This is a genomic window from Geothrix limicola, from assembly GCF_030268085.1.
Lineage (GTDB): Bacteria > Acidobacteriota > Holophagae > Holophagales > Holophagaceae > Geothrix > Geothrix limicola.
In genome coordinates this window covers 1,289,746-1,314,970 of sequence record NZ_BSDE01000001.1, presented here as the reverse complement: position 1 = coordinate 1,314,970, position 25,225 = coordinate 1,289,746, and the positions used below count along the sequence as shown (strand labels likewise).

Sequence of the window (25,225 nt, the reverse complement as noted above, 5' to 3'; positions counted from 1 at the left end):
CGCCGATCCCTCGGCGCCCTTGGGCTCGGTGGTGTTCGGAGTCCTCATGGCTTTCCTGTCCTGGCATGAGCGGTTCAGCCTGGATGACGCCGAGATCGACGGGCAGCATCGGATACTCTTCGAGCTTGTCAACGGCTTCGACGACGCCATCCAGATGGGCATGCCCGAGGAGCTGAGCCGGATCCTCGACGACCTGATTGCCTTCACAGTGGAGCATTTCGCCTACGAGGAAGCGCGGCTGAAGGCTGCAGGGTTTCCCGGGGCCGCCGAACACGAACAGCTGCACCGGGACCTGCTCCTGCAGGTGCGGGACCTGCGGAGCCGCATGAAGGTCGGTGGCCATGTCAGCGCCAAGTCCATCGTCCGCTTCCTGGCCGACTGGCTGACGAGTCACATCATGCGGGAAGACATGGCTTTCAAGCCCTACCTGAACCCGGGGACGGACCCTTGCGTGGTGAGGCCTGCAGGGTCATTGTCGTGTCCGGCCTCTCCTTCCCATCGGTAGGCCCCAGAAACAGGGCCGGCCGCTGGGGAGCGGCCGGCTGGAGGGAAGGTCGGGAACTTAGAACGCGAGCTGGTAGGCGAGGATGACGTTGTCGCCTCCCTGTTCTCCGGTTTGGCCGGTGCGGGGCGCGAGGAAGTTCTTTGAGCGGTGGACGTAGTTCAGCTTGAGGTTTGCCGCCTTGACAGACTTCGGGCTGAACGCGTAGGTATAGCCGGCAGTGATTTCGGTGAACTTCGGCGTGTAGTCGACGGAGGCGCCGTTCACCAGGCGAGCGACGCCAGGGGCGGATTCCTTGTAGGGGTTGTAGGTGGTGTACCAGTCGTCTCCCTGGTTCCAGTTCATGAAATCGTAGCGGAGGGCGAAGGTGTGCTGGCCTACGGTGTAGGCGCCGGTCACGTAATAACCAAGTGCCTTCTGGTCGAGGCCTTCACGCTTGGCGCTTCCGGAGGCGGCGCCGACGGAGGGGAAGAGTCGACCCAGTGTGGCGCTCAGGGCTTCCGCGTCGAAGTGCCAGGTGCCGTCATCGTAGACATAGAATGCACCGAACTGCTTGGTCTCATCCTTCTGATTGGTGATCTGGGCCGCAGTTGGCATCGTGGTTCCGGCGAAGGTGAGCGCGGTCAAGCCGCCCTTGTCAGCCTGATCGGTACTGCCCTGGAGGCTCCAGACACCGAACTTCTGGGTGGAACCGACGTTGAATTCAACGCGTGCGATGAAGTCCTTCTGGGCGTTGGTGTCATTCGCCTTGCCAGCCACGGCATCCACCATGCCGTTGAAGACGCCGAGGGTCAGTTTGCCGCCGAAGGCCTTGTCGCCGAATCCGTACCCGAAGGTCACACCGCGATCACGGGCATCGCCGAACTTGCGCGAGAGTTGGGCCCGCTCGGCGAAGATGAGCATGGAGGAACTCAGGACACCCTCGTAGGTGCGCTGATTCTTGAACTGGCCCGCCACGACCGAAAGGGGGCCGCTCTTGTAGGTTAGGGTCGCATCCTGAAGGATCGTGGGATTGCTGGCGGAGGTGCTGATGCTGGGGTCGATGTTCACTTCATAGCTGAAGGATTCCAGGCCGGGCACCGGGCCGGACACGTGGATCTCGGAGCGGCGGACGAGGAAGGTGTTCTCTCCGACGTTCTTGGCGTCGTAGTACTTGTTGCCGTTGGTGGTGGCGGCGCCGTTCAAGCGCAGGTTGTTGTCCAGCATCTGGGTGTACCAAACCTGGAGGAGCCCGCTGATTTTAGGAGTGGCGTCCTGTGCAGAGGCCGGGATGCATCCCGCAGCGAGCAGGGCCGCCAGGGGAAGGAGGTGGGAACGCTTCATGGATTCTCCTAGACCGTGAAAAATCGGTTCTCAGAGAGCCTCTCCCGCTGGCGTAAAGGTATTGTGACGAATGTCAATTCGGAGTGTAACTAAACAATGAAATCATGGGTCTTCATTTAGATGTTTCAGCATCAAAGAGGGGAGGGCGCGATCGCAAATAACCGAATCCCCCCCCGTTTTCACTAGACGCCTGGGGCGGGGACCACTAGTTTGAACACCAAAGATCGCCCCCCAGCCCATTTGAACTCTACCCCCCTGGTGGTTTCCACCTGGATCCACCGTCCTTTCCATAACCCCCATTAGGAGAAGGCCCATGACGAATTTCCGCATCGCAGGTCTTGCAGCGTTGCTTACAGCAGGATTCTGTCAGGCGCAGGCCCCAACCCCGACCATCAAGCTGGACGGTGTGCTGCTCGAGTTCTGGGCCACCCAGATGATGGACAACAACATGCGCCTCGACTCCACAGCCTCGGCTGGCGCATCCAAGTACTACGCTCTGGACTCCCGCTTCCAGGAGAACAACTTCGCGGTGAAGCGCTCTGAGATCTACCTGAGCGGCACGGTGACCGACACCGTCAGCTGGAACGTCATGTTCGATCCGAACAACAGCAACACCACCGCCGTGCCCAACGCCGTGCTGCAGGATTTCGTCCTCACCTGGGCCCCCATCAAGGGCTTCAACGTGAAGGCCGGCCAATTCAAGATGCCGACCGCCTACGAAGCCACTCTTGTGGCCGCCCGCGAAATCCTCTTCTTCGAACGCAATCAGATCAATCGTCGATTCGCCGATGCCCGCGACCGCGGCATTTGGGCCAGTTATACCTACGGTGACCCCAAGGCCTTCCAGGGCAAGCTGAACTTGGCCGTATCCAACGGCACGACCGATGACGGAAGCGGCGGCAAGAACAATGAGAACACCCTGGCCGGCGCCGGCAATGCCCAGAAGGACTGGACGTTCCGCTTCGAGAGCACCTTCTTCTCGAACCACAAGGCCGGTGCCTACTACCGCGAAGGTGTGACCAACCTGAAAGATTCAACTTTCGTGAACGCGACGATCCCCGCGACCTGGACCGTCGGCGCTCCCACCGCCCAGCAGATCAAGGACAACAAGGACAAGACCACCCTGATGGGCGCCTACTACGCCTTCAACAATGCCGACTTCCAGGTGAGCGCTGAGTACGCCACGGGCCTCCTGGGTCGCCGGTATCCCACCGTCTTCACGGCCGCCGCCGCCCCCCTCCGCGAGCACCTTGACCAGAAGTTCGCAGGCTTCGTGGTGGACGGCGCCTACAAGATGGGCAACCACTGGATCACCGGCCGCTACGATGTGCTGAACTACAACTCCGGTGACGACTGGTACACCGCCACAAACCCCTATAAGACGGCCACCGCCGACTACAGCCCGAAGTACACAGAAATCACCGTGGGGTACAATTACGTGTTCATTCCCACCAGGCAGTCCGCCGGCAAGATCAAGCTTGACTACGTCATGCGCAGCAAGAACTTCTTGGCTCCCCGTGCTGGACAGACCGGCGAACAGGGAGGCAACAGCCTCGTTGCTTCTCTGATGTGGTCCTACTAGATCGGTTGCAGTCGTCGATTCTTTCAAACGCAACAACACGGAACCCCTGGGTTGTCACCCGCGGGTTCCGTGTTTTTTAGGTAGCCAGGCAGTGTAGAATCCCCAATACCACCCATCCACATCTTCTTTGTTCAGGAGCAGCCATGCGCAAGCACCTCTTGGCCCTGGGCGTCTCTATGGCGCTCACTCCGTGCCTGATGGCGCAAAAGGTCGGCGTCATCAATTCCATGAGTGGTCCCGAAGCGCCCATTGGCGAGAACATCACCAATGGCATCAAATTGGCGGAAGAGGATCTGAAGAAGAAGGGGGTCCACCTCCAGCTCGTGTGGGAAGACGACACGGGCAAACCGCAGATTTCCATGAGTGCGATGGAGAAACTGGCGACCCGCGACAATGTGGTGGGCGTGGTGGGCCCCTACACCTCGGCTTGTTCCAACGCCGTGGCCAAGCTCGCGGAGAAGTACCACGTGCCCCTGTTGATCCCTGCGGCCGCGAAAGAAGAAATCACCATGCAGGGACTCAGGCATGTCTTCCGGATGAATGCTCCGGCGGACCGTTATGCTTCCAGTCTCATCGATGCGGCCCTGTCCCTCGGGAAGCCTCGGAGTATCGCCTTCATCTATGAGAACACCGACTTTGGCACCTCCACATCGAAGACCGCCAAGGACTATGTCGCCAAGAAGGGGCTCCAGGTGGTGGCTGAGGTGGCCTATCCGAAGGGATCGGCGGACTATCGTTCCAGCCTCGCGCAGATCAAGTCGAAGAATCCCGACCTTGTCTTCATGGTGTCCTACGTGGCGGACGCCATCCTGCTGATGCGGCAATCCAAGGAGGTCGGCCTCCAGCCTCAGGCCTTCCTGGGCGCGGGCGCCGGATTCACGACCGTCGAATTCGCCCGGGAGCGGGCCATCTCGGAGAACGTCATCTCGTGCACCCAGTGGACCAACGATGTGAACTGGCCCGGGGCGAAGGATTTCGGCGACCGCTATAAGGCGAAGTTCGGTAAGGAGCCGACCTATCACGCCGCCTGTGCCTACGCATCCATGATGATCATGGCGGAGACGGCCAAGAACGCTGGAGGAGACCGCGCCAAGACTCGGGATGCCCTCAAGGCTGGCAAGTGGAACGGCGTCATGGGAGAAGTCCAGTTTGCCGACTACGCCGGGTTCACCAATCAGAACAATCACACGATGCTCGTGCAGCAGATCATCGGGGGCGAGTACGAGACCATTCTGCCCTCCCAGTTCGCGACGAAGAAGGCCATCTACCCCTTCCCGAAATGGAAGTGATCTGAACCTGCGAGGGAGGTGCCATCAGGTGCCTCCCTCGCATTCTGGAGACCCTGGCGCCCATGGCCGTCTTCATGCAGTCCCTCATCAGCGGGATCCTGATCGGCGGGGTGTACGCGCTCATCGGCATCGGCCTCACGCTCATCTTCGGCGTCATGCGCGTCATCAACTTCGGCCACGGCGACATCCTGATGGTGGGGATGTACCTCACCTACCTCCTTTTCACGTACCTGGGCATCGATCCCTTCGTGTCGGTGCTGATCACCTTTCCGCTGATGTTCCTGTTCGGCGGTTTCCTACAGAAGGTCTTCATCAACCGTGTGCTCAACGCCGCGGCCCAGAACCAGATCCTGCTGACCATCGGACTGGGGCTCATCATGAGCAACACGGTGATGCTGATCTTCACCTCGGACTACAAGATCCTCAGCACCTCGTATTCCTCAGCGACGATCCAGGTGGGAGGCGGCGTCTCCGTGTCCACACCCCTCCTGATCTCCTTCCTGATCACGGCCGGCATCACGGCCGCCCTCTATTGGTTCCTGCTGAAGACGGACACGGGCCAGGCCATCCGCGCCACGGCCCAGGATCGTGAGGCAGCCCAGCTCATGGGCATCAACGTGAAGCGCATGTCCATCCTCGCCTTCGGATTGGGCTCGGCGCTGGCGGGTACGGCGGGGGCGTTGATCGCTCCGACCTACTACATCTTTCCCCAGGTGGGGGCTGTCTTCACGCTGAAGGCCTTCGTCATCACGGTGCTGGGCGGCATGGGCAGCGTGGTGGGCGCCACCCTGGGCGGCATCCTGATCGGCATCACGGAATCCATGAGCGCGGTCTACATCTCGTCCGGCTGGAAGGATGTGGTCGTCTTCGTGCTCTTCCTCCTGGTCCTCCTCTTCAGGCCCTCGGGCCTGATGGGCAAGTCGCGGACCTGAGGAGGCCATCATGCCCAAGACCCTCCTCAAGGCGGTTTCCGGCGCGGTGGTGCTCGGAGCCCTCCTGGCTCTGCCGCGGTACGTGGAAAGCCCCTACGCGCTCCACATGATGATCCTGCTCTTCCTGAGCGTGTCCCAGGGCCAGAGCTGGAACATCCTGGGCGGCTACGCGGGGCAGCATTCCGTGGGCCACGCGGCCTATTTTGGGGTCGGGGCCTACACGACGATGATGCTCATGCACACCTGGCAGATCGCGCCCTGGTTTGGCGTGTGGTTCGGCATGGCCCTGGTGGTGGTCGTGGCCCTGGCCATCGGCAGCATCTGCTTCCGCCTGCGGGGCCCCTACTTCGTGCTGGCCTCCATCGCCGTGGCCGAAATCCTGCGGCTCTCGGCCATCAACCTTACGACCCTGACCAATGGCGCCGAAGGCATCCTGGCCACGGATCTGCCCGCCTTCAGGATCGGTGGGCGGGTCGTGACGGAGTTCCTCACCAAGGTGCCCTTCTACTACATCGGCTTGGTTCTGGCCTTGCTGACCCTCGCCATCACGTACTGGGTGCAGCACTCCAAGCTGGGCTACTTCCTGCAGGCCATCCGCGAGGATCAGGACGCCGCGCATTCCCTGGGCATCTCCATCTCGCGCTACAAGAACATCGCCCTCGTCATCTCGGCGGTGCTCACCTCCCTGGCGGGCAGCTTCTACGGCATCTACGTAGGCTTCGTGGATCCGCCCACGGTTCTGGGGCTGGATGTCTCCGTCCAGATCATGCTCATCTGCATCATCGGGGGCATGGGCACGCTGTGGGGCCCAGTGCTCGGCGCCCTCGTGCTGGTGCCCCTTTCGGAGGCCCTGCGCAGCAACCTGATCACCGAGGCCCTGGTCCAGGTGGGCCTGGTGAGCGCCGAATCGAGGGTGGGCCTCTTCCTGAAGGAGAACCTCGCCCATGCCCACGTGCTGCTCTACGGCATCCTCGTGGTGCTGGTGATCCTCTTCATGCCGGAGGGCCTCATGGGCTTTGTCCGGAAGTTGGCCTCGCGCCGGAAGCGGGAGGCCTGATGGCCATCTTGGAGATCAAGCACGTCAGCAAATTCTTCGGCGGTCTCGCCGCCAATTCGGACGTGTCCTTCGAGGTGGAGGAGGGCGCGATCATGGGGCTCATTGGTCCCAACGGCGCGGGCAAGACCACCCTGTTCAACTGCATCACGGGCTACTACCCGCCTTCCAAGGGCGAGATCTTCTTCAAGGGGCGGCGCATGAACGGCCTGGAACCGGACAGGGTCTGCCGGCTGGGCATGGTGCGCACCTGGCAGAAGGTGCGTCCCCTGGCCAAGCTGTCCGTGGTGGACAACGTGATGGTGGGCGCCCTGGCACGCACCTCCTCATTGCGGATCGCCCGCGAAAGGGCGATGGCGCAGCTCGAGGTGGTCCACTTGGCTCACCGGGCCGAGGCCCTGGCGGGTGGGCTGCCCATCGGCGAGCGCAAGAAGCTGGAGGTTGCCCGGGCCTTGGCCACCGAGCCCCAGCTCCTGCTGCTGGATGAGGTGATGGGCGGCCTGAATCCCGCCGAAAGCGAAGAGATCATCCAGCTCATCCTCGACATCAAGGGCCGCGGCCTCACCCAGATGGTCATCGAGCACGATATGAAGGCCATCATGCGCATCTCCGACCGGATCGTCGTCCTCAACTCGGGAGAAAAGCTCACCGAAGGCAGCCCCCAGGAAGTCGTGACCAACCCGGATGTGATCAGCGCCTACCTCGGTGAAAGCCATGCTTAGGATCGATAAGCTGAACTTCGCCTACGGGGACCTCAAGGTGCTCTGGGACGTGGATCTGGAGGTGCACGAAGGCGAGATCGTCACCGTCGTCGGGGCCAATGGCGCCGGGAAATCCACGACCCTCAAGAACATCTCGCGCCTGGTCCGGCCCGGCTCGGGCACGATCCGCTTCCTCGGCCAGGATCTCGGCCGCCTGCAGCCCCATCAGGTCGTGGAGGCAGGGCTGATCCAGGTTCCGGAGGGGCGGCGCATCTTTCCCGAGATGACGGTGATGGAGAACCTCCGCATGGGTTCGTACGTCAAGGGCACGCGCGGGGATCGCGAAAGGAACATCGCCTGGGTGTTCGAGCTGTTCCCCCGCCTCAGGGAACGGGAAAAACAGCTCGGCGGCACCATGTCCGGCGGAGAACAACAGATGCTGGCCATCGCCCGGGGCCTCATGGGCAATCCCCGGCTGCTGCTGCTGGACGAGCCCTCCCTGGGCCTGTCTCCCCTGCTCGTGAAAAACATCTTCGACATCCTCACCGGCATCAACAGGCAGGGCGTTACCATTCTCCTGGTAGAGCAGAACGTCTATCAGTCCCTCCGCATTTCCCACCGGGCTTATGTGATGGAAACCGGCCGGGTGGTGCTCACGGGCCAGGGCGACGAGCTACTCGCCAACGATCACATCAGGAAGGCCTACTTGGGCATGTGAGGAGCTGCGATGACCACCGTTGAAAAATGGATGACCCGGAATCCCATCACCATCGATCAGGACGCTTCCATCATCGAGGCCATCCACCTCATGAAGGAGAAGGGCATCCGCCGCCTGCCGGTCATGGGTGGGGGGAAATTCATCGGGCTGATCACCGAGCGGATGATCAAGGACTACACGCCGGGCAAGGCGACGTCGCTGGATACCTGGGAAGTGCACTACCTCCTCTCCAAGACGCCGGTGAAGGACGTGATGAACCGCGCGCCGCACACCATCACGCCGGACGTGGACCTGGCGACGGCGGCCCAAGCCATCCTGGATCACAAGCTCTACGGCCTTTGCGTGGTGGACGCCAAGGGCGAGCTGGTGGGCATCATGTCCGTGGGCGACATGCTGCGGGCCGTGGTGGAGTTCTCCAAGGTCGCCAAGTAGGCGGAGGAAAACAGCGAACCGCGAATGGCGTGAACCGCCTCTTCGGGGTTCCATGCATTCCCGGTTGACCATTCCGCGCTTCGCCCGGGAAGATCGATAGACCGTCCCTTTCCGGAGGTACCTTGGGCTTCGCTCAACGTTTGCAGGACATCCGCCATGGCTTCGAGCGTCCCTTCTGGGTCGCCAACATCAGTGAGCTGTTCGAGCGCCTCTCCTATTACGCGGCCTTCGCCTCCCTGGCGCGGTACCTCAACGAATCGCTGGGTTTCCCGGCCCAGGACGCCAGCAGCCTCACGGGGCTCTTCGGCGGGCTCGTGTGGTTCATGGCGGCCTTCGGAGGCGCCGTGGCGGATCGCTTGGGCTTCCGGCGAGCCCTCTCGCTGGCCTACCTGATCCTCAGCAGCTCGTACTTCCTGCTGGGCTCCCTGGGATCTTCCTGGATGCGGCCCGTCCGCGGAGCCGTGCCCCTCGGGGGCCTGGTGGTGTTCCTGCTGATGCTGCCCGCCCTCGGCGTCGCCCTGGTGAAGCCCGCGGTGGTGGGGACGACGGCCCGGGCCTCGAAGGAGAACGTGCGCACCATCGGCTACTCGATCTACTACACGCTGGTGAACATCGGTGGCGCGGCCGGGCCCTTCGTCGCCTCCTACGTCCATCGTCACATGAGCGTCGAGAACGTGTTCCGCGTGGCCGCCGTGAGCGTGTTCCTGATGTTCTTCGCGGTGCTCCTGCTCTTCAAGGAACCGCGCAAGGAAGGCGATGTGCCTCCCCCTTCGCTGGTGGAAACCGGCAAGAACTTTCTCACCGTCATCTCCAACCCGAAGTTCATGCTGTTCCTCTTCATCTTCACGGGCTACTGGGTGGTGTACTGGCAGGAGTTCATCACACTGCCGCTCTACGTGGTGAAGTACATCGATCCGAAGGCGGACACCGAACTGCTGCTGATGACCGGCCCCCTCGTGGTGATCTCGCTGACGGTCCTGCTCAACCTCGCCACCCAGAAAATCGCCTCCGTGAAGGCCGTCACGCTGGGCACGCTGATTTCTTCCCTCGCCTGGATCGTGCTGGTCTTCAAGCCCACCGTGACGGGTGTGATCATCACCCTCGTCTGCGTGGCGCTGGGCGAGATCGTGCAGTCGCCCCGCTACTACGAGTACATCTCGCGTTTGGCGCCGGCAGGCCAGCAGGGCACGTACATGGGCTTTGCCTTCCTGCCCATCGGGCTGGGTTCCCTCATCGGCGGCTGGTTCGGGGGCAAGCTCATGCACCACTTCGGGGAAGTGATGCACAACCCCCACGGCATGCTCTGGACGATCGTCGGCGTCGGCGTGACGACGGCCGCCCTGTTGTGGGTTTACGACCGGCTGCTTCCCGCCAAGCCTTGAGGAGCCTCTGCACCTGCGGGGTGCTGAGCCTCACAGGTTCTTGGAAACGAACTCCCAGCGGGCCCTCATGATGTCCCAGTACTGCCAGGGCTTGCCGAAGGCGCTGACGTGGTCGGAGCCCGGGTAGAGGCGCAGGTCGAAATCCTTGCCTTCCTTCATCAGCGCTTCGATGAACTGGACGGTGTTCTGGGGGTGCACGTTGTCATCGGTGAGGCCGTGCATGATGAGGCCCTTGCCTGAGAAATCCTTGGCGGCGGCGGCCAGGTTGGTGCCGTCGTAGCCCGCCGCGTTGTCGGCGAGCAGGCCCATGTAGCGCTCGGTGTAGATGCTGTCGTACAGCCGGTAGTTGGTCACCGGCGCACCGATGATGCCCAGCTTGTAGGCCCTGCTGTGGGTCATGGCGTAGGCGCTCATGTAGCCGCCGTAGCTCCAGCCTTCGATGCAGACGCGGTTGAGGTCGGCGAAGCCCTGCTCGCCGAGCCACTTCAGGCCGTCCAGCTGGTCTTCCAGTTCCTGGGCGCCCAGGTGCTTGTAGATGCCCTCGGCGCTGATCTGGCCCTTGTGCGAGGCGCTGCGGTTGTCGCAGATCCAGACCACATAGCCGTTCTGCGCCAGGAAGTGCCACCAGAGCAGCTCGCGGCCCCAGGCATCGTTCACCTGGGGAGCCTGGGGGCCGCCGTAGATGTGCTGGTAGACAGGGTATTTCTTCGTCGCGTCGAAATCCGGCGGCAGGATGAGCAGGGTTTCCATGGGGAAGCCGTCGCGCGTCTTCACCTGCTGCTGTCTCACGGCCCCGAGCTTCAGGTTCTTGAGCATGGGGCTGGGATTCTCGTCGATCATGCGGGTCTGCTTGCCGGTGGCGTCGAAGAGGGCCTGCTTGGCGGGCTGCTCCAGGCTGCTCCAGGTGTCGAGGTAGGCGCTGAAGGCGGCGTTCCAGCGCACACGGTGGCTGCCGCGGGCGCTCGTGATGCGCGTGAGTCCCTTGCCATCCAGGCCGATGCGGTAGGTGTGGGGGGCGATGGGGCTGTGCTCGGTGGCGTCGAAGTAGACGAGGCCCTTCGCCGCATCCAGGCCGTGCACGTGGCGCACGTCCCAGGTCCCGCTGGTGACGGCCTGCTTCAGATGACCCTCGGCATCGTAGCGGTAGATGTGCTGGTAGCCCGTGCGGCTGGACTGCCAGAGGAAGCTGCCGTCCTTCAGGAAGATGGGAAGCTCCTGCCTTTCGGCGTCCACCCAGGCGCGGCCCTGCTCCTTGAGCAGAACCGTGGATCCGGCACCCTCGAAGCGGCGCAGTTCCAGCCAGGTCTGGGCCCGGTCCGTCAGGTTGGCGATGAGGCGGCCCTTGGGATCCCACATCACGCGGGTGATGAGGGTCTCCTGGCCGGGATGGGCCTCGGGGGTCCAGATGGTGTGGCCCTCAAGGTCGACGACACCCAGGCGGGCGATGGGGTTGGGATCGCCGACCTTGGGATAACGGGCCTGCAGCAGTTTCTGGGGCTGGCTGCGGTCGTCGGCCAGGGTGAACACGGGCACCTTGGTTTCATCGAAGGAGAGATAGGCGAGCCGCTTGGAATCGGGACTCCACCAGAAAGCGCCGAAGCGGCCCCGGCCGTAGACCTCTTCCTGGTAGACCCAATCCAGCCGCCCGTTGAACACCGTCTCGCTGCCGCCCGTGGTCAGTCGCGTCTCCTTCGCCGTGGCCACGTTCACGCAGTAGAGGTCGTTGCCGCGGAGGTAGGCCACCTGGGTGCCATCGGGGCTGAAGGAAGGTTCGTCGGGATGGCCCTCGGCCAGGCGCTTGGCTGTGGCGGCCTTCACATCCACGAGGAAGAGTTGATCCTTCACATCCACGAGGAACGCGCCGCGCCCCTCGTTCCAGGTGAAGGCACCGCGACCGAGCGCGGCCTTGGCGTCGGCTTCCGCCGCACCCGCGGCCACCAGGGCGGCCTGCAGGCGGGCGGCCTCCAGCAGCGGTTTGGCCTCCCAGGTGGCGGGATCCACGCGCAGCAGGGTGACCTGGTCCTTCTCGCGCTTGACCTGCAGCAGGGCCCCGTCCGGCAGCCATTCGAGCCGCGTGGTGGGCATGCCGACGAAGGCCTTCTTGAGTGTCGGATGAGCGAGGGCTTCGAGGCTGAGGCGCTCCTGCCCCTGGCCCCAGAGGCCGGAAGCGAGGACGAGGCAAGCCAGGCTGGTGCGAAGGAACATGCGGGCTCCGAAAGACGACCTTATGTATATCGCAAGACGAGGTTCTTGAGGATGCGGTCCAAAAATCGAGGTGCGGATCGCTTATCCCGAAGAGAAGTCACCGATTGCTATTCAGAAGAGGTCCCATGTCCACATGGCTGGAACGACTCACGCCCCGGTTTCTCGCGGGGAAAATTCTCATGGTGGCCCTGGGCCCGCTGGCCATCGTGTTCCTGGTGTCCTGGCTGGTGCTCGTGCCGGCGGTGGAGAACGGCTTCCTGAAGGCCCGCAAGGATGCCATCCGGAACCTGACGGAAACGGCCCTGGGCATGCTCGCGGCCCAGGAGGCCCAGGCCGCCTCGGGCGCCATCACACGCGAAGAGGCCCAGCAGAGGGCCCTGGCGCAGATCAAGGCGATCCGCTATGAGGGTGGCAACTACTTCTACGTGTTCACGCCCGAACCCAGGATCGTCACCGTGCCCATCCGCCCGGAGATGGAAGGCAAGAAGGTCGACGACTACACGGACAAGCAGGGCACCCACATCTACCTCGAACTGGCCCGCCTGGGCCGGCAGCCGGAGGGCGGCTACCTTCGCCTCTGGTTCGGCAAGCCCGGTGTGGAGGGCGTGTTCCCCAAGCTGAACTACGTGAAGCTGTACGAACCCTGGGGCTGGAACATCGGCACCGGCGTCTACATCGATGATCTCCAGGCCCAGGTGCGGCTCTACACCTGGTCCATTCTCGGCGGCTTGCTGGCCTTGTCGGCGCTGCTCTTCTTCGTGGTGCGGGGCGTGGCGCGGCGGATGACCCGGCCGCTGGCGGACCTGGTGGACGGTCTCCGCCGCAGCGACCTCACCCGCGAGATTCGCATCGACAGCCAGGATGAGATCGGCGAGGCGGCGCGGGCCTTCAATGTCTACAACGCCGGCCTGCGGGGACGGATCGTCGATGTCTCTGGGTACGCGGATCGCGTGGCCTCGGGCAGCACGGAACTGGCCGCCAGTTCGGAGGAGATGGCCCGCGCCGTGGACGATATCGCCAAGGTCAGCGAGGAGCTGAAACAGGCCGGAGAACGTGTGGCCCAGGCCATGGCGGGACTCTCCCGGGAATCGGGCCTGGTGGTCCAGCACAGCCAGGAGGGCGGTCGCGAAGGCGCCGCCGCCGTGGAAGAAACCGTGCGCAGCGCCGAGGCCGGCGAGGCCGCCGTGGCAGGCATGGGGGAAATCCAGGGAGCGACGGCCCAGATTGTCCAGGCGGTGCGCGTGATCCAGGAGATCGCGCGGCAGACCAACCTGCTCAGCCTGAATGCGGCCATCGAGGCGGCCAAGGCCGGCTCCATGGGCAAGGGCTTCGCCGTGGTGGCCGAGGAGGTGCGCAAGCTCGCCGAGCGCAGCCGCACGTCGGCCAAGGAGATCGAAGCGTTCATCGAGCGCGCCCAGGAAGCGGTGGCGGGCGGCGTCACCAGCGTGCAGGACACCATGCAGAGCCTGGGGGCCATCCGCGAACGCATCCAGCAGGTGGCCAGCCGGGTCTCCCAGATCGGCACCTTCGCCCAGGGGCAGGCGGGTACCAGCGGCGAAGTGACGCGCATGATGGAACAGACCAGCCAGGGCCTCGCGCAGAACGCCACGGCCACGCACGAACTGGCGGCCACGGTGAAGGAGATTGCCAAGACCTCCGAGGATCTCGCCCAGGTGGCGGAAGGCCTGCGCGCCCTCGCGGGAACCTTCAAGCTTTAGCGCCCGCCTTCTTCAAGCGCGAGTTCCACCCAGGCCAAGGTGCCGGTGGCGAGCGGGGTCAGGCCCAGGCGCCCGCCCATCAGATCGGTGAGGCCTGCGGCCACCGGCAGCCCGATGCCCAGACCGCCGCGCTGCCGGCGGAAGCCTTGCTCTTCCTGCTCGAAGGGGCGCAGGAGGCGCTCCCAGTCCGGCGGCAGGCCCGGGCCCTGGTCCTCGACCTCGAAACGCAGGTGCCAGTGGCGGCCCTCCGGCCGGGCCGACATCCGGAAATCGATGGTGCCGTGTCCGCTGAAGCCGATGGCGTTGTCCAGCAGCACCGTCAGGATCTGGCAGATGCGCGTCGCGTCGCACATGAGGGGCTGGGGCAGGGGGTCCAGGCTGGGGCGGAAGGTCAGGCCCTTGTCCGTGGCCGGGGGCTCGAAGGTTCGAGCCAGGCGGGCGAGGTGCGGGCCCAGGTCCGTCAGCGCCAGGTTGAGGGCGAGGGTGCGGTGGGTGAGGCTGGAGAGGTCGAGGAGGCCCTGCACGAGCTGGCTCAAGTGCAGCGCCGTGCACTGCGCGCGGTTGAGGATCTCGACCTGGTCCTCCCGGGGATCGAAATCCTGCAGCATCTGCAGGTGGCCCGTGAGGATCTGCAAGGGCGTGCGCAGTTCATGGTGCGCGTTGTCCGTGAAGGATTCCTCCGCCCGGCGCAGCCGCTGCTCGGCTTCCAGGGAGCGGCGCTGTTCTCGGATGATGCGGTTCTTGGCGTGGGCGAGGGCGTAGAGAGCCAGGCCGCCGAAGGCAAGCAGGGCGACAACGCCGAGGAGGTAGCTCAGGACTAGCTGGGATTCGGACATAGGTAGGTCCGGGCTAAGCCCGCGTTCAGCACAAGGAAGGCCAGCGATTTTGCAGTCCAGGGCACGAGGATCCAGTCTCGCGATAGGGTTCGCAGGAACAAGTTGAATAGGGGATAGAAGGTCAGTTCGATGGCCAGGGATAACGAGGCGCTGGCCAGAAACCAATAGAGGGGTTCGTGCCAAGCCTTGCGGGTCACTGGCTGAGTGAAAAGCACGAACAGCTGGCGCACGCAGATGCCAAGAAGCACGAGACTGGCGAAGGTGCCTGAGAGGAGCCAGCGGGCTCCAAGGCCCAGGGAGACGGCATCCCAGCACATGGGCAGCAGGAGGAGGGCCCCTAGAAAGCTGGAGACGGCAGGCGGAATTGGCCGGTCTCCGGCTCCTGCCAGGGCCCAAAGCAACGCGAGAGACTCTGGAATGGTCCAGAGATTCGCGAGCCATGTGTTGTGGATACCACCCATGGCCGTGGCGAGCATGGACCAGCTCTCTACGAGGGTGACGATCAGGAACACTGTGAGCCGCGACATCCAAAGGCGTGACGCGAATCGGCCAGAGCGCCAGTGGATGATGAGAGCCGTTACAGGTACCAGCGGAGCGATGAAATTCGTGCTCAGGCTGAACCAGTAGAGACCTCGGTACGGGTGCAAGGGTTCCTCAAGCCCAAGGCTGGGGGCAGTAGGGAGGGCAGTTTGAGCTGTTCTGCATGCAGAGGTTGGTGGGGGCGTTCATATCTGCACCTTTGCTGTCTACAGCGACCATCACCATCGTGGGTGACCCATCCGACTCCTGCGCCTGGTGAATGCGGATGCCCGCGGCGCCCGGTTGAGCCAGCAGTTTTTCGAAGGCACTGCGGTTGAAGGCAGAGGACAGGTGGGTTCCTGGCGCGGCTGTGGAGCGGAACGCCTGGATGAGCCCAGTAGCCTCGTCACGCGAGATGGTGTGATCAAAGGTCGGGTCGAAGGGAAGTGAAGACATGTAGGCTCCAGAGAAAAACCGGGCCGCGTGGTACGCTGGATATGGCGTGGCCCAGAAGGTGAAAGTGGGCGCGAGCTAGTGCTGGACGGGGATGACTTCGACCTGTGGTGACTGGATATGCCCTACGGCTTGGCATACCACGGCCTGGGAGAATCCGAGGGAGGCATCGAAGCAGAACGGGGGGCAGTTCTGGCCCGCCTGTGCGAACTTGGCGTGCTCGGCCGTCAGATCATCACCCACGGCAGTCACGCCCACAAACACCATGCAATCCTGCCCGTCGTTGTGCCGGGCGAGGTAGATGCGAATGCCGGCACAGTCGGGTTGATCCAGGACATGCTCGAAGGCCGAGCGATGGTACATGGAGGAATGAAGCTCATCGGGCGCGGCCTGGACTTGGAAGGCCCGCACGAGCTGAGTGATCTCCGATTTGGAGATGGAATGAACGCGGTTGGGATCAAATGCAACGGTATGGCTAACCAGGCCCGGCACCACGCAGGTGGCGGAGGGGTGATGGAAAATGGAATCCCAGAAACAAACGGGAGGACAGTTCTGGCCGCCCTGCATGAAGGCGCTTTCCTCGTGCTTGATATCCAGTCCCTGCACGTCCACCCCTACCATGGCGAGCGTCGGAGAGCCGTCTTCGTGAAGGGCACGATAGATGCGAATGCCCTCGCAACCCGGCTGGCTCAGCAACGTTCGGAAGGCTGAGGCGTTGAACGCCGTTGCGAGATGGGAACCTGCGGGCATGGCGGCCTGGTATCGGTGGACGAGATCCACGGCCTCGTTCCGATCGATGCGGTGATCCCGCCGGATGTCGAAGGTCGGTTCAGACATGCAGTGCTCCTGAGGAACAAGCCGCGAGAGCGGCGGGTGGATGCGGGATTCCCCAATCACACCCGAAGCCATTCCAAATCACAAGATGGAACAGGGCGTGGATTGAGGAAACGCAAAAGAAGTGGCCCCAATCCCACGTTGGTTCCCTGTCTCAATCGGGCTTGGGCGCGCCCAGGTTCACTCAGAACATGATTTCGGCAAGAGAAAAGCTGGATTCAGGGACTTCACCCAAATGAATAACCTAGTCCCCCGATGTTGTCGGGGCCGATCAACCCTTGCCACTCAAGTCCACGGCCCGATAGATAGTCACACTCCCACCTCGCGGTGGAGGGCCCTTTGCAGTGTCCCAACGGCTGGCAGGCGCTCGAGGATCCCTGTCTACTGCGGCAGATGCGGCCGCGTGAGGTTGCGGTGGCCGGTCTCGGTCACGAGCAGGTTGTCCTCGATGCGGATGCCGCCGCAGGGGGTCAGTTCGTCAATGAGTGTCCAATTGAAGAAGGACTTGTGCTCGTTGTCGCGGAAGGGGCGGAGCAGCATGGGGATGAAGTAGAGGCCGGGCTCCACCGTGAACACCTGGCCGGTGTCGATCTCGCGGGTGGTGCGCAGGGCGGGGTGTTCCGGGGGCGGGGGCGCGGGCGTGCCCTCGGGCGTGCCCTGGCGGCCCGCCACGTCATGCACCTGGATGCCCAGGTGATGGCCGAGTCCGTGGGGGAAGAATGGGCGCGTCAGCCCCTTCTCGACGGCTTCCTGCGGCGCGGCCTTGAGGATGCCGCTCTCCTTCAGCAGATCGGCGATGAGCAGGTGGCCCTGGTTGTGGAGATCCCCGTAGGGCATCTTGGGTTTCACGGTCTCGCAGAGCTTCAGCTCGATGGTCTCCATGCCCTTGATGAGGGCCGCGAAGCGGCTGTCGCACTGGGGAGCGGCCATGGTGCGGGTGATGTCCGAGGCGTAGCCGTGAACCTGGGCGCCCGCGTCGATGAGCAGCACGGCCCCGTTCCGGAGGGTGCGCTTGCCCTCGTAGTGGAGGATGGCGCCCTTCTCGTTGAGGGCGACGATGCTGCCGTAGGGCAGTTCATGGTCCACGACGCCGGCGGCCTGGATGTAGGCGTGGTGGATTTCCAGCTCGCTGGCCCCGGCCATGAAGGCCGCCCGGGCGGCGACATGGCCCCGCGCGGCGATGACGGTGGCGGCTTCGATGCATTCGACCTCGTAGGCGGATTTGGTGGTGCGGTTCCAATCCAGGTAGGCGGTGAGCAGGGCGGGGTTCGCCTCCAGTCCGGCTGCTTCGGCGCGATCGGTTTCGTTGCCGATGTAGGCGGCCTTCTTGACGGCGCCGAGGCGCTTCCAGACCTCCTCCACGTTGCCCACTTCCTCGATCTCGAATTCCGAAGCCCAGAAGGGGTTTCCGAGGGGGGACTGCTCGTACCAGAAATCCTCGGGAGCGTAGCGGATGAGGCGGGGGCGCTTCCCGGGGCGCACCACCAGGATGTGGTGGGGGCCCGCCATGGGGCACCAGTGGGCGAAGTGGGGCGTGGGGTGGAAGGGGGCGTCCTGGTCGTCGGCGAAGTGGGTGTAGACCTTGCCGCTGGAGATCACCAAGGCCTCGAAGCCGGTGCGGACCAATGCGTCGGCCGTGGTGCGCTGGCGTTCGGCGATGTGGGCGTGGAAGAGGGCGGAAAGATCGGTCATGGCAGCGTCCTGGTGAAGGATCAGGGTGTCAGAGGTTGATCCTCTATGAAAGTCATAGAAAACGCAGCGGTTTTTCCTGGGGTGCGAAGCCGTGCCGCACGGCCTTTTCGAAGAAGAGCGCCAGGCTTTCCCGCTCGGCCTCGCCCAGGGTGTAGCTGATGTTTTCGGTCAGGTACTCCTGCAGTTCGATCTTGGTCCAGCCAATGGTGCGCCGGGCTTCTTCCACGATGGCGGGAAGCTGGTCCATGCCAATGGCCAGGCTCTTGTGGAAGAAGGGGGCGACGCCGCCGGGCACGGGCAGGTCGGGCGCGTCCTGGCGCACGAGCCATAGGGCGAAGACGAAGGGCAGGCCGGTCCAGCTGTGCCACTCCTCAGCCAGGTCCATGACGAAGAGGCCCTGCTTGGGCGCGCGCATGGCGGCGTCTCCGATCATCAGGGCCGCGTCATGGGCCTCCAGCATGGCGGGCAGGTCCGGGCCCATGTCCGTGACCGCGGGGGTCACACCGTAGCGTTCGCGCAGCAGCAGCTGGGCCAGCACCACGCTGGTGCGGCTGGAGGTGTCCAGCGCCAGGCTGCGGATCTGCTCGGGCGGCACCTTGGACAGGATGACGACGCTGCGCACCCGCTTGGGGGAGGCGATGCAGAGCCCCGGCACGATGCGGAGGTCGGGGATCCGCAGGTATTCGATGGAACTGACGATGCCCGCGTCCACCTCGCCGTCCCGCAGGCGGTCCGCGCAGGCCGAAGGGTAGTGGAACTTCAGGTGGAAGTGCTCCCAGCCCAGGCCGTGCTTAAAGCCGTGATTCAACGGCGCGGCATTCAGGTAGTCGATGATGGATAGGCGGAACGGGACAGAATCCATGCCCCCAGTCTATGCGATGATTCCCCCATGCTCCTCTGGCACTACGAGTTGAACACCCCGATGGGTCTCATGCGCGCCGCCTTCGACGGCCGGGGGAGGCTGCTGGAACTCGTCCTGGAGGGTTTCGATCCCCGCCAGACCAGCCCCCTGCCGCCGCGGGAGCAGCGGGAGGCCAAGCGCTTCCTGGACCGCCAGGTGGAGGCCTACCTGGCCGGCACCCTGCGCACCTTCACCGTGCCGCTGGATCCCCAGGGCAAGCCCACAGAGCTGCGGATCTGGGACACGGTGCGCACCATCCCCTATGGCCAGACCCGCCGCCCCGCCGATCTGGCCGCCTGGCTGGGGCTGGATGAGGACGTGATCGTCATGGCCTGCGTGGCGAATCCCATCGTGCTGCTGATTCCCGCGCACCGGGTGATCCTGCCCGGGGAGGGGCCTCTGCCGAAGGCCCTTCGGGACCTGGAGTCGGGTTTGGGGTGGCGGAAGCCTTAAAGGGTTTTGATGTCAGTCCTTGGTCCAAAAAAACCACGGATCTGACATGCTGGGTGGCATGCCTGGTGCCTTCCATCTGATCGTCACGCCCCCGGGGGACCTGGGCGCGGCCTTCAATGACGAAGGAAAGCTGGTCCAGCTCGTGCGCTTCCACGGCGCCCCAGGACCGCTGGCCAGCGGCCCCGAGCCCAAGAGCCTGCCCTACCTGAAGCGCCAGCTGGAGGCCTACTTCTCGGGCAACCTCCGGGACTTCAACATCCCCATGCAGGCCGATGGCACGGATTTCCAGAAGCGCGTCTGGAAGGAACTGCTGAAGATCCCCTACGGTCAGGCCATCTCGTACCTGGAGCTGGCGCGGCGCCTGGGCGACGAGAAGTGCATCCGCGCCGCGGCCCGGGCCAGCGGCGCCAATCCCATCGGCATCCTCATCCCCTGCCACCGCGTGATCGGATCGGACGGCTCCCTCGTGGGCTATGCGGGTGGGCTGGACATGAAGGAATACCTGCTCCGCCTCGAAGGGGTGCTGCCCAAGGCCCCGCCCCAGCCCCGGTTGCCCCTGGTTTGGGAATGATCTGGGAATGAGCGGCTTCCACGAGATCAGCACGTCGCTCGGTCGCTTCCAGGTGGCCTTCGATGCCGAGGGTGCCCTCATCTACCTGGGTTTCGCGGGCCGGGAGTACCGGGAATCGCTGCGGGTGAAGGTGGCCCGGCAGGCCACGGCACTGGATCCGGATGCGGGTGTCCTGGCGCGCCTGAAGGAACAGCTGGAGGCATACGCCGCCGGGACGCGCAGGACCTTCGACATCCCCCTCCGCCTCCACGGCACCCCCTTCGAACAGCGGGTGTGGGCGGCCCTTCAGCGGATCCCCTTCGGTGAAACCCGCAGCTACGGGCAGCTCGCGGCGGAGCTGGGCGGTTCCGCCCTGAGCCGGGCCGTGGGCCGAGCCAACGGCGCCAATCCCATTTCGATCCTGGTGCCCTGCCACCGCCTCGTCGGCGCCAATGGTTCGCTTACGGGCTATGCGGGCGGGCTCGCGCTGAAGGAGCGTTTGTTGCGACTGGAAGGGGCGATCAAGGACTGACGGTCCGCAGGGGCCCGCGGTCCAGCTCCAGCCGGATCTCATCCTTCGCGCCGAGGGCCGTCCTCAGCACGGCCAGGCCGCGATCCATGTCCACCTTGCCGCAGGAGAAGAAATCCACGGCGGCGAAGCCGTGCTCGGGCCAGGTGTGGATGGCCAGGTGGCTTTCCGCGATGATCACGGCTCCGCTGACGCCGTGGGGGCTGAAGTGGTGGAAGGTGTGGGTGACGATGGTGGCGCCCGATGCTTCGGCGGCCCGGAGCATGGCGGAGGTGACCAGGTCCAGATCCGCCAGGGCCGCGGCGTCGCAGCCGGTGAACTCCGCCAGCAGATGACGCCCCAGGGCCGTCATGCGCGCCTCGTCATCAGGGCCACGCATTCCACATGGCTCGTGAGGGGGAAGAGGTCGAGCACCGCCAGCTGGTCGAGTTGCCATGCGGCGCCCAGGCGCTTCACGTCGCGGCAGAAGGCGGCGCCGTCGCAGCCCACGAGCACGAGGGTATTGGCCTTGGCGGTCGCGAGGCGGTCGCAGAGAGTGGCTTCCAGGCCCGCGCGGGGCGGGTCCAGCAGGATGACGTCGGCGGGCTCGCCCAGGCCTTCGGGCACCCAGGCCGCCACATCGGCCACTACGCATTCCGCAGGAAGCCCCGCGGCCTCGAGGTTGCGCCGGGCCCAGGCCACGGCCGTTTCGCCGGATTCCACGAGGACGCGGTGCTGGAAGCGCCCGCCGAGCATGGCGGAGAACAGGCCCACGCCGCCGTAGAGGTCGTAGAGCGTGTGCCCCTTCACATCCCATGTGGCTAGGAGTCCGCCGAAGGCCTCGGCGGCCCAGGCGGGGCTCACCTGGAAGAAGGCGCCGGGCTCGTGGCGAAGGGTGGCTTCGCCGAGGCGGTGCCGGATGGGTTCTTCATTGCGGTGCCAGCCGTCGGGCTCGAGGATCCATGTGCGTCCCCGCTCATCCGTGGCCCAGACCGTGTCGGCGGGCGTGCTGGTGCAGAGTTCCCAGCGGCCCGGGCGCGCCGGCACCGCGCGGCCTTCCAGCGCCGCCTGCAGGCGCGGGATGGCGGCAGAGAGGGGATCGGCGGCGGCGGGACAGGCCGTGACGGGCACGAGGGCGTGGCTGTGGCGGCGGAAGTAGCCCAGGGCCGCGCCGTCCCAATGCAGTTGGATGCGGTGGCGGCGGGCCGAGTCGGGAGCCGGATGCCAGGTCCAGGGCTGGTCTTCACCGAGCTGGCGGCGCAGCAGGTCCGTGACCATATGGTGCTTGAGCTCGGCCGCATGGCGGCCCGCCTCCCAGAGTTCGCAGCCGCCGCAGACTTCGGCGACGGGGCAGGCGGCCTGCGTCCGGCGCGGATCGCGCGTGACCCAGCGGGTGACGCGGCCTTCGCCATGGCGGGGCTTCCAGATCACCTGGGCCTCGACGACTTCGCCGGGGAACAGGGCGAGGGGCGCTTCCAGCAGCAGCAGGCGGCCGTCCTCGGAGCGGCCCACGCCCTTGCCGCCCCAGGCGAGGCGCTCGATGGGGCCCTTCCAGCCTTCAGTCCGGTTCGGGGAATTCCGATAAGCTGGCTTCACCTTTGGATTCCTGGAGCTTGATTCTGTCTTGCGATTCACCGTCGCCATCCCCCCACAGCACCGTAGCACCCTCCAGGATCGCGTTGCCGGCGAGATGCGGCGAGCCCTGGATTTCGTCGACGAGGGCCCGGCGGACGTCGTGGTCGGGTCGCCCGGGGAGGGCTTGTTCGCCACCTGCGGCATCTGGCCCGGCGCGGACGCGGCCCTGGCCCTGATGAAGGCGGGATGGGAGCGTTCGAAGGACCGGCAGTCCATGGAGCGGCTTCACGAGGTGGGCCGGGCTCTGGCGTCGGAGCAGAACCTGGATCGCCTGCTGGACCTGATACTCACCAAGGCCCGGGAGCTGCTCAAGGCCGAGGCGGGCTCGATCTACCTGCTGAACGGCGAGGACGACCGCCGGGAGCTGCTCTTCGCCCACACGCAGAACGCCAAGGTGAAGCTGCCCTTCCACCGCATCGTCATGCCGGTCTCCCACCAGACCCTGGCGGGCTTCGTGGCGCTGACGGGCCAGAGCCTCAACATCCAGGACGTCTACCGGATCCCCGAGGAGGCGCCCTACCGCTTCAACGACAGCTACGATCGGCAGGCGGGCTACCGCACGGCCTCGGTGCTGGTGGTGCCCATGCAGGATACGGAGGGCCAGGTGCTGGGCATCCTGCAACTGCTCAACCGCCTGGATGGAGACACCGGCGGGGCCGGGGTCTTCTCGGCGGCGGACCAGGGCCTGGCTCAGAGCCTCGCGGGGCAGGCCGCGGTGGCCGTGAAGAACGCGCAGCTCCGCCTGGAAATCGAACAGCTCTTCGAGGGCTTCGTGGCGGCTTCTGTAACGGCCATTGAGGCCCGGGATCCCGTCACCAGTGGCCATTCGGGCCGGGTGGCCGATTTGACGGTGGGGCTGGCGGAGGCGGTGAACGCCACGCCCAACGGCACCTACGGCGACCTGCTCTTCACGGAGCGCCAGCTGCGTGAGATCCGCTACGCGAGCCTGCTGCACGATTTCGGCAAGGTGGGCGTGCGCGAACAGGTGCTGGTGAAGGCCAAGAAGCTGGATCCCAGCCAGCTGGAGATCATCTTGCAGCGGCTCCGCCAACGGGAGCTGGAGGAAGCCCTGGAATTGCTGTCCCGCGCCTGGCGGGGAGGCGAAGCCTTCGAAGGATCCCGCTGGGAGCAGGTGATCCGGGATCGCCAGCAGGAAACGGAACGGCTCATCCACCTGGTCCGCCAGAGCAACGAACCCACGGTACTGCCCCAGGCCGTGGCCGATGGGCTGGGCCTTCTGGAAAACCTCACCTTCTCGCACTGGAGCGGCGAGCGACGCGAGGTGGTGGAGCCCGACTCCCTGGCCTGTTTGAGGATCCGCAAGGGCAGCCTGTCGGAGGGCGAGCGCCTGGAGATCGAAAGTCACGTGACGCACACCTTCCGGTTCCTCGAGCGCATCCCCTGGACCCGGGACCTGGCGGGCATCCCCGACATCGCCTATGCCCACCACGAACGACTCAGCGGCCAGGGCTATCCGCGCCGCCTGGGGGCCCTCGAAATTCCCGTCCAGAGCAAGGCCATGGCCATCTCCGACGTGTTCGACGCCCTGACGGCCCGGGATCGGCCCTACAAGGGGGCCGTGCCCCTGGAGCGGAGCCTGGCCATCCTGGAGGAGGAGGCCCGGGACGGGGCCCTGGACCGGCCCCTGCTGGACCTCTTCATCGAAGCCAAGGTCTTCGAACGGACGGCGCTCCGCTCCTGAGACTGGAGGCCCGGACCTGAAGACGTTAGGCTAGAGGATTGGAGTGTCCATGTCTGAACGGGAACCACGCACGATCGATCTGCAGGGGATCATGGACCTGCTGCCCCACCGCTATCCCATTTTGCTGGTGGATCGGATCCTCGACTATGAGCCGAAGGAATGGGTGCGGGGGCTGAAGAACATCAGCTTCAACGAGGCGATCTTCCAGGGCCATTTCCCCAGCCGACCCGTGTTTCCGGGCGTCTACATCGTGGAGGCCATGGCCCAGACCGGCGGCTGCCTGCTCATGCAGGAGTATGAGGACCGCGCCCGCAAGGTGATCTATTTCATGGGCATCGATGCCGTGAAGTTCCGCAAGCCCGTGATGCCGGGCGATCAGCTGATCATGGAAGTGAAGGTCATCCAGTTCAAAGGCCGCATCTGCAAGATGCGGGGCGAGGCCTTCGTGGGCGGTCAGAAGGTCGCCGAGGCGGAATTCATGTCCATGCTGATGGACCTGGCGGAGGGAGAAGGAAAATGAGCGCGCAGATCCATCCGAGCAGCGTCATCAGTCCCGAAGCCCGCCTGGGCGAAGGCGTGGTGGTGGGCCCCTTCTGTGTCATCGAAGGCAATGCCGTCATCGGCGCTCGCACCCTGCTGCGGAGCCACGTGGTCATCGGCCCCCACACCGAGCTGGGCGAGGACAACGACATCTATCCCCACGCCACCCTGGGCATGGGCCCCCAGGACCTCAAGTTCAAGGGCGCGCCCACCCGCCTTCAGGTGGGGAACCGCAACGTGTTTCGCGAGGGCTGCACCCTCCATCGCGGCACCGAGGGCGGCGGTGGCCTGACGACCGTCGGCGACGACAACTTCCTCATGACCGGCTCGCACGTCGCCCACGACTGCCACGTGGGCAACAAGAACATCTTCGCCAATTCGGCGACCCTGGCGGGCCACGTCGAGGTGGGAAGCGGCTGCAACATCGGCGCCTTCTCGGCCGTCCACCAGTTCTGCCGCGTGGGCGATCACGCCTTCATGGGCGGCTTCACCGTGGCCACCCAGGACGTGCTGCCCTTCATGAAGACCGTGGGCGCCCGGGACACGAAGAGCTACGGCGTGAACAACATCGGGCTCCAGCGAAAGGGCTTCTCCGAGGAAGTGATCGAAGGGCTGAAGAAGGCCCATCGGCTGCTCTTCCACGCGGGCCTGCTGCGGGACGCGGCCATGACCCAGGTTGAGGCCGAACTGGGGCACATCGCCGAGGTGGCCTACCTCCTGAAGTTCATCCGCGAAGCGAAGCGGGGCGTGCACCGTGGTTAGGG

At 64.8% G+C, this 25,225-nt stretch carries 26 protein-coding genes; 16 read left to right on the top strand and 10 right to left on the bottom strand.

From position 1 onward, the window contains the following. Positions 1 to 46: 46 nt before the first annotated feature. Entirely contained in the window at positions 47 to 505 is a 459-nt protein-coding gene (locus QSJ34_RS05750; protein ID WP_285571540.1) for a bacteriohemerythrin, read from the top strand. A 57-nt stretch (positions 506 to 562) separates the two neighbouring features. On the opposite strand, the gene QSJ34_RS05745 is transcribed toward QSJ34_RS05750, so the two are convergent. Next, positions 563 to 1,825, bottom strand: coding sequence for a hypothetical protein (locus QSJ34_RS05745; protein ID WP_285571538.1), 1,263 nt, complete (start codon positions 1,823 to 1,825; stop codon positions 563 to 565). 313 nt (positions 1,826 to 2,138) lie between these two features. Between QSJ34_RS05745 and QSJ34_RS05740 the strand changes: the two genes are divergently transcribed. The 8 genes from QSJ34_RS05740 to QSJ34_RS05705 all read left to right on the top strand — a co-directional run bounded on the left by QSJ34_RS05740 (position 2,139) and on the right by QSJ34_RS05705 (position 9,915). Beyond that, positions 2,139 to 3,407: a porin gene (locus tag QSJ34_RS05740; protein ID WP_285571535.1), complete on the top strand. Its 1,269-nt coding sequence runs from the start codon at positions 2,139 to 2,141 to the stop codon at positions 3,405 to 3,407. A gap of 143 nt (positions 3,408 to 3,550) precedes the next feature. Continuing rightward, positions 3,551 to 4,696 carry an ABC transporter substrate-binding protein gene (locus tag QSJ34_RS05735; RefSeq protein WP_285571532.1) on the top strand — a complete coding sequence of 382 codons (1,146 nt, stop codon included), beginning with the start codon at positions 3,551 to 3,553 and terminating at the stop codon, positions 4,694 to 4,696. Positions 4,697 to 4,758: 62 nt separating this feature from the next. Continuing rightward, complete coding sequence (locus tag QSJ34_RS05730) at positions 4,759 to 5,628, top strand: branched-chain amino acid ABC transporter permease (RefSeq protein ID WP_285571529.1); 870 nt, start codon at positions 4,759 to 4,761, stop codon at positions 5,626 to 5,628. A 10-nt stretch (positions 5,629 to 5,638) separates the two neighbouring features. Further along, on the top strand, positions 5,639 to 6,685 hold the full coding sequence (locus QSJ34_RS05725; protein ID WP_285571526.1) for a branched-chain amino acid ABC transporter permease: 1,047 nt from the start codon (positions 5,639 to 5,641) through the stop codon (positions 6,683 to 6,685). Further along, positions 6,685 to 7,404 carry an ABC transporter ATP-binding protein gene (locus tag QSJ34_RS05720; protein ID WP_285571523.1) on the top strand — a complete coding sequence of 240 codons (720 nt, stop codon included), beginning with the start codon at positions 6,685 to 6,687 and terminating at the stop codon, positions 7,402 to 7,404. The genes QSJ34_RS05725 and QSJ34_RS05720 overlap by 1 nt, the downstream gene beginning before the upstream one ends. After that, positions 7,397 to 8,101 carry an ABC transporter ATP-binding protein gene (locus QSJ34_RS05715; protein WP_285571519.1) on the top strand — a complete coding sequence of 235 codons (705 nt, stop codon included), beginning with the start codon at positions 7,397 to 7,399 and terminating at the stop codon, positions 8,099 to 8,101. The genes QSJ34_RS05720 and QSJ34_RS05715 overlap by 8 nt, the downstream gene beginning before the upstream one ends. A 9-nt stretch (positions 8,102 to 8,110) precedes the next feature. Beyond that, positions 8,111 to 8,533, top strand: a complete 423-nt coding sequence (locus tag QSJ34_RS05710; RefSeq protein WP_285571516.1) for a CBS domain-containing protein — start codon at positions 8,111 to 8,113, stop codon at positions 8,531 to 8,533. A gap of 122 nt (positions 8,534 to 8,655) precedes the next feature. Further along, positions 8,656 to 9,915 carry an MFS transporter gene (locus QSJ34_RS05705; protein ID WP_285571513.1) on the top strand — a complete coding sequence of 420 codons (1,260 nt, stop codon included), beginning with the start codon at positions 8,656 to 8,658 and terminating at the stop codon, positions 9,913 to 9,915. A 30-nt stretch (positions 9,916 to 9,945) separates the two neighbouring features. Here QSJ34_RS05705 and QSJ34_RS05700 read toward each other — a convergent pair whose 3' ends face one another. Next, the gene (locus QSJ34_RS05700) at positions 9,946 to 12,120 is read right to left on the bottom strand and encodes a S9 family peptidase (protein ID WP_285571510.1); all 2,175 of its coding nucleotides are present in this window, start codon (positions 12,118 to 12,120) and stop codon (positions 9,946 to 9,948) included. Between the two features lie 125 nt (positions 12,121 to 12,245). Between QSJ34_RS05700 and QSJ34_RS05695 the strand changes: the two genes are divergently transcribed. Continuing rightward, complete coding sequence (locus tag QSJ34_RS05695) at positions 12,246 to 13,838, top strand: methyl-accepting chemotaxis protein (protein WP_285571507.1); 1,593 nt, start codon at positions 12,246 to 12,248, stop codon at positions 13,836 to 13,838. Here QSJ34_RS05695 and QSJ34_RS05690 read toward each other — a convergent pair. From QSJ34_RS05690 to QSJ34_RS05665, 6 genes are all read right to left on the bottom strand, one after another. Further along, positions 13,835 to 14,674, bottom strand: coding sequence for a sensor histidine kinase (locus QSJ34_RS05690; RefSeq protein ID WP_285571504.1), 840 nt, complete (start codon positions 14,672 to 14,674; stop codon positions 13,835 to 13,837). The two genes, QSJ34_RS05695 and QSJ34_RS05690, sit on opposite strands and share 4 nt — an antisense overlap. Continuing rightward, a complete protein-coding gene (locus QSJ34_RS05685; protein WP_285571501.1) occupies positions 14,656 to 15,186 on the bottom strand; it encodes a hypothetical protein in 531 nt (176 codons plus the stop codon). The genes QSJ34_RS05690 and QSJ34_RS05685 overlap by 19 nt, the downstream gene beginning before the upstream one ends. A gap of 142 nt (positions 15,187 to 15,328) precedes the next feature. After that, entirely contained in the window at positions 15,329 to 15,649 is a 321-nt protein-coding gene (locus QSJ34_RS05680; protein ID WP_285571499.1) for a hypothetical protein, read from the bottom strand. A gap of 75 nt (positions 15,650 to 15,724) precedes the next feature. Further along, positions 15,725 to 16,483, bottom strand: a complete 759-nt coding sequence (locus QSJ34_RS05675) for a hypothetical protein (protein WP_285571496.1) — start codon at positions 16,481 to 16,483, stop codon at positions 15,725 to 15,727. A 378-nt stretch (positions 16,484 to 16,861) separates the two neighbouring features. Next, positions 16,862 to 18,172 (bottom strand): Xaa-Pro dipeptidase, encoded by a 1,311-nt coding sequence (pepQ, locus tag QSJ34_RS05670; protein WP_285571493.1) that lies wholly within the window; start codon positions 18,170 to 18,172, stop codon positions 16,862 to 16,864. A gap of 52 nt (positions 18,173 to 18,224) precedes the next feature. Continuing rightward, on the bottom strand, positions 18,225 to 19,034 hold the full coding sequence (locus QSJ34_RS05665) for a menaquinone biosynthetic enzyme MqnA/MqnD family protein (RefSeq protein WP_285571490.1): 810 nt from the start codon (positions 19,032 to 19,034) through the stop codon (positions 18,225 to 18,227). A gap of 27 nt (positions 19,035 to 19,061) precedes the next feature. On the opposite strand from QSJ34_RS05665, the gene QSJ34_RS05660 reads away from it, so the two are divergent. The 3 genes from QSJ34_RS05660 to QSJ34_RS05650 are packed head-to-tail and all read left to right on the top strand — an operon-like array spanning position 19,062 to position 20,608. Next, positions 19,062 to 19,526 carry a methylated-DNA--[protein]-cysteine S-methyltransferase gene (locus QSJ34_RS05660; protein WP_285571487.1) on the top strand — a complete coding sequence of 155 codons (465 nt, stop codon included), beginning with the start codon at positions 19,062 to 19,064 and terminating at the stop codon, positions 19,524 to 19,526. Positions 19,527 to 19,572: 46 nt separating this feature from the next. Next, entirely contained in the window at positions 19,573 to 20,097 is a 525-nt protein-coding gene (locus QSJ34_RS05655; protein WP_285571485.1) for a methylated-DNA--[protein]-cysteine S-methyltransferase, read from the top strand. A gap of 7 nt (positions 20,098 to 20,104) precedes the next feature. After that, positions 20,105 to 20,608 carry a methylated-DNA--[protein]-cysteine S-methyltransferase gene (locus tag QSJ34_RS05650; RefSeq protein WP_285571483.1) on the top strand — a complete coding sequence of 168 codons (504 nt, stop codon included), beginning with the start codon at positions 20,105 to 20,107 and terminating at the stop codon, positions 20,606 to 20,608. Here the strand turns inward: QSJ34_RS05650 and speD are convergent. Continuing rightward, positions 20,598 to 20,984: an adenosylmethionine decarboxylase gene (gene speD / locus QSJ34_RS05645; protein WP_285571480.1), complete on the bottom strand. Its 387-nt coding sequence runs from the start codon at positions 20,982 to 20,984 to the stop codon at positions 20,598 to 20,600. The genes QSJ34_RS05650 and speD overlap by 11 nt on opposite strands. Beyond that, a complete protein-coding gene (locus tag QSJ34_RS05640; RefSeq protein WP_285571478.1) occupies positions 20,954 to 22,180 on the bottom strand; it encodes a class I SAM-dependent RNA methyltransferase in 1,227 nt (408 codons plus the stop codon). Before QSJ34_RS05640 ends, speD begins: the two co-directional genes overlap by 31 nt. Positions 22,181 to 22,274: 94 nt before the next feature. Here QSJ34_RS05640 and QSJ34_RS05635 point away from each other — a divergent pair, with 94 nt between their 5' ends. Genes QSJ34_RS05635 through lpxA form a run of 3 tightly spaced genes read left to right on the top strand, consistent with a single transcriptional unit; the run spans position 22,275 to position 25,223 of the window. Next, a complete protein-coding gene (locus QSJ34_RS05635) occupies positions 22,275 to 23,921 on the top strand; it encodes an HD family phosphohydrolase (RefSeq protein WP_285571476.1) in 1,647 nt (548 codons plus the stop codon). Positions 23,922 to 23,970: 49 nt separating this feature from the next. Beyond that, a complete protein-coding gene (fabZ, locus tag QSJ34_RS05630) occupies positions 23,971 to 24,441 on the top strand; it encodes a 3-hydroxyacyl-ACP dehydratase FabZ (protein ID WP_285571474.1) in 471 nt (156 codons plus the stop codon). Beyond that, positions 24,438 to 25,223 carry an acyl-ACP--UDP-N-acetylglucosamine O-acyltransferase gene (gene lpxA, locus QSJ34_RS05625; RefSeq protein WP_285571471.1) on the top strand — a complete coding sequence of 262 codons (786 nt, stop codon included), beginning with the start codon at positions 24,438 to 24,440 and terminating at the stop codon, positions 25,221 to 25,223. Before fabZ ends, lpxA begins: the two co-directional genes overlap by 4 nt. The last annotated feature ends 2 nt before the right edge of the window (positions 25,224 to 25,225 follow it).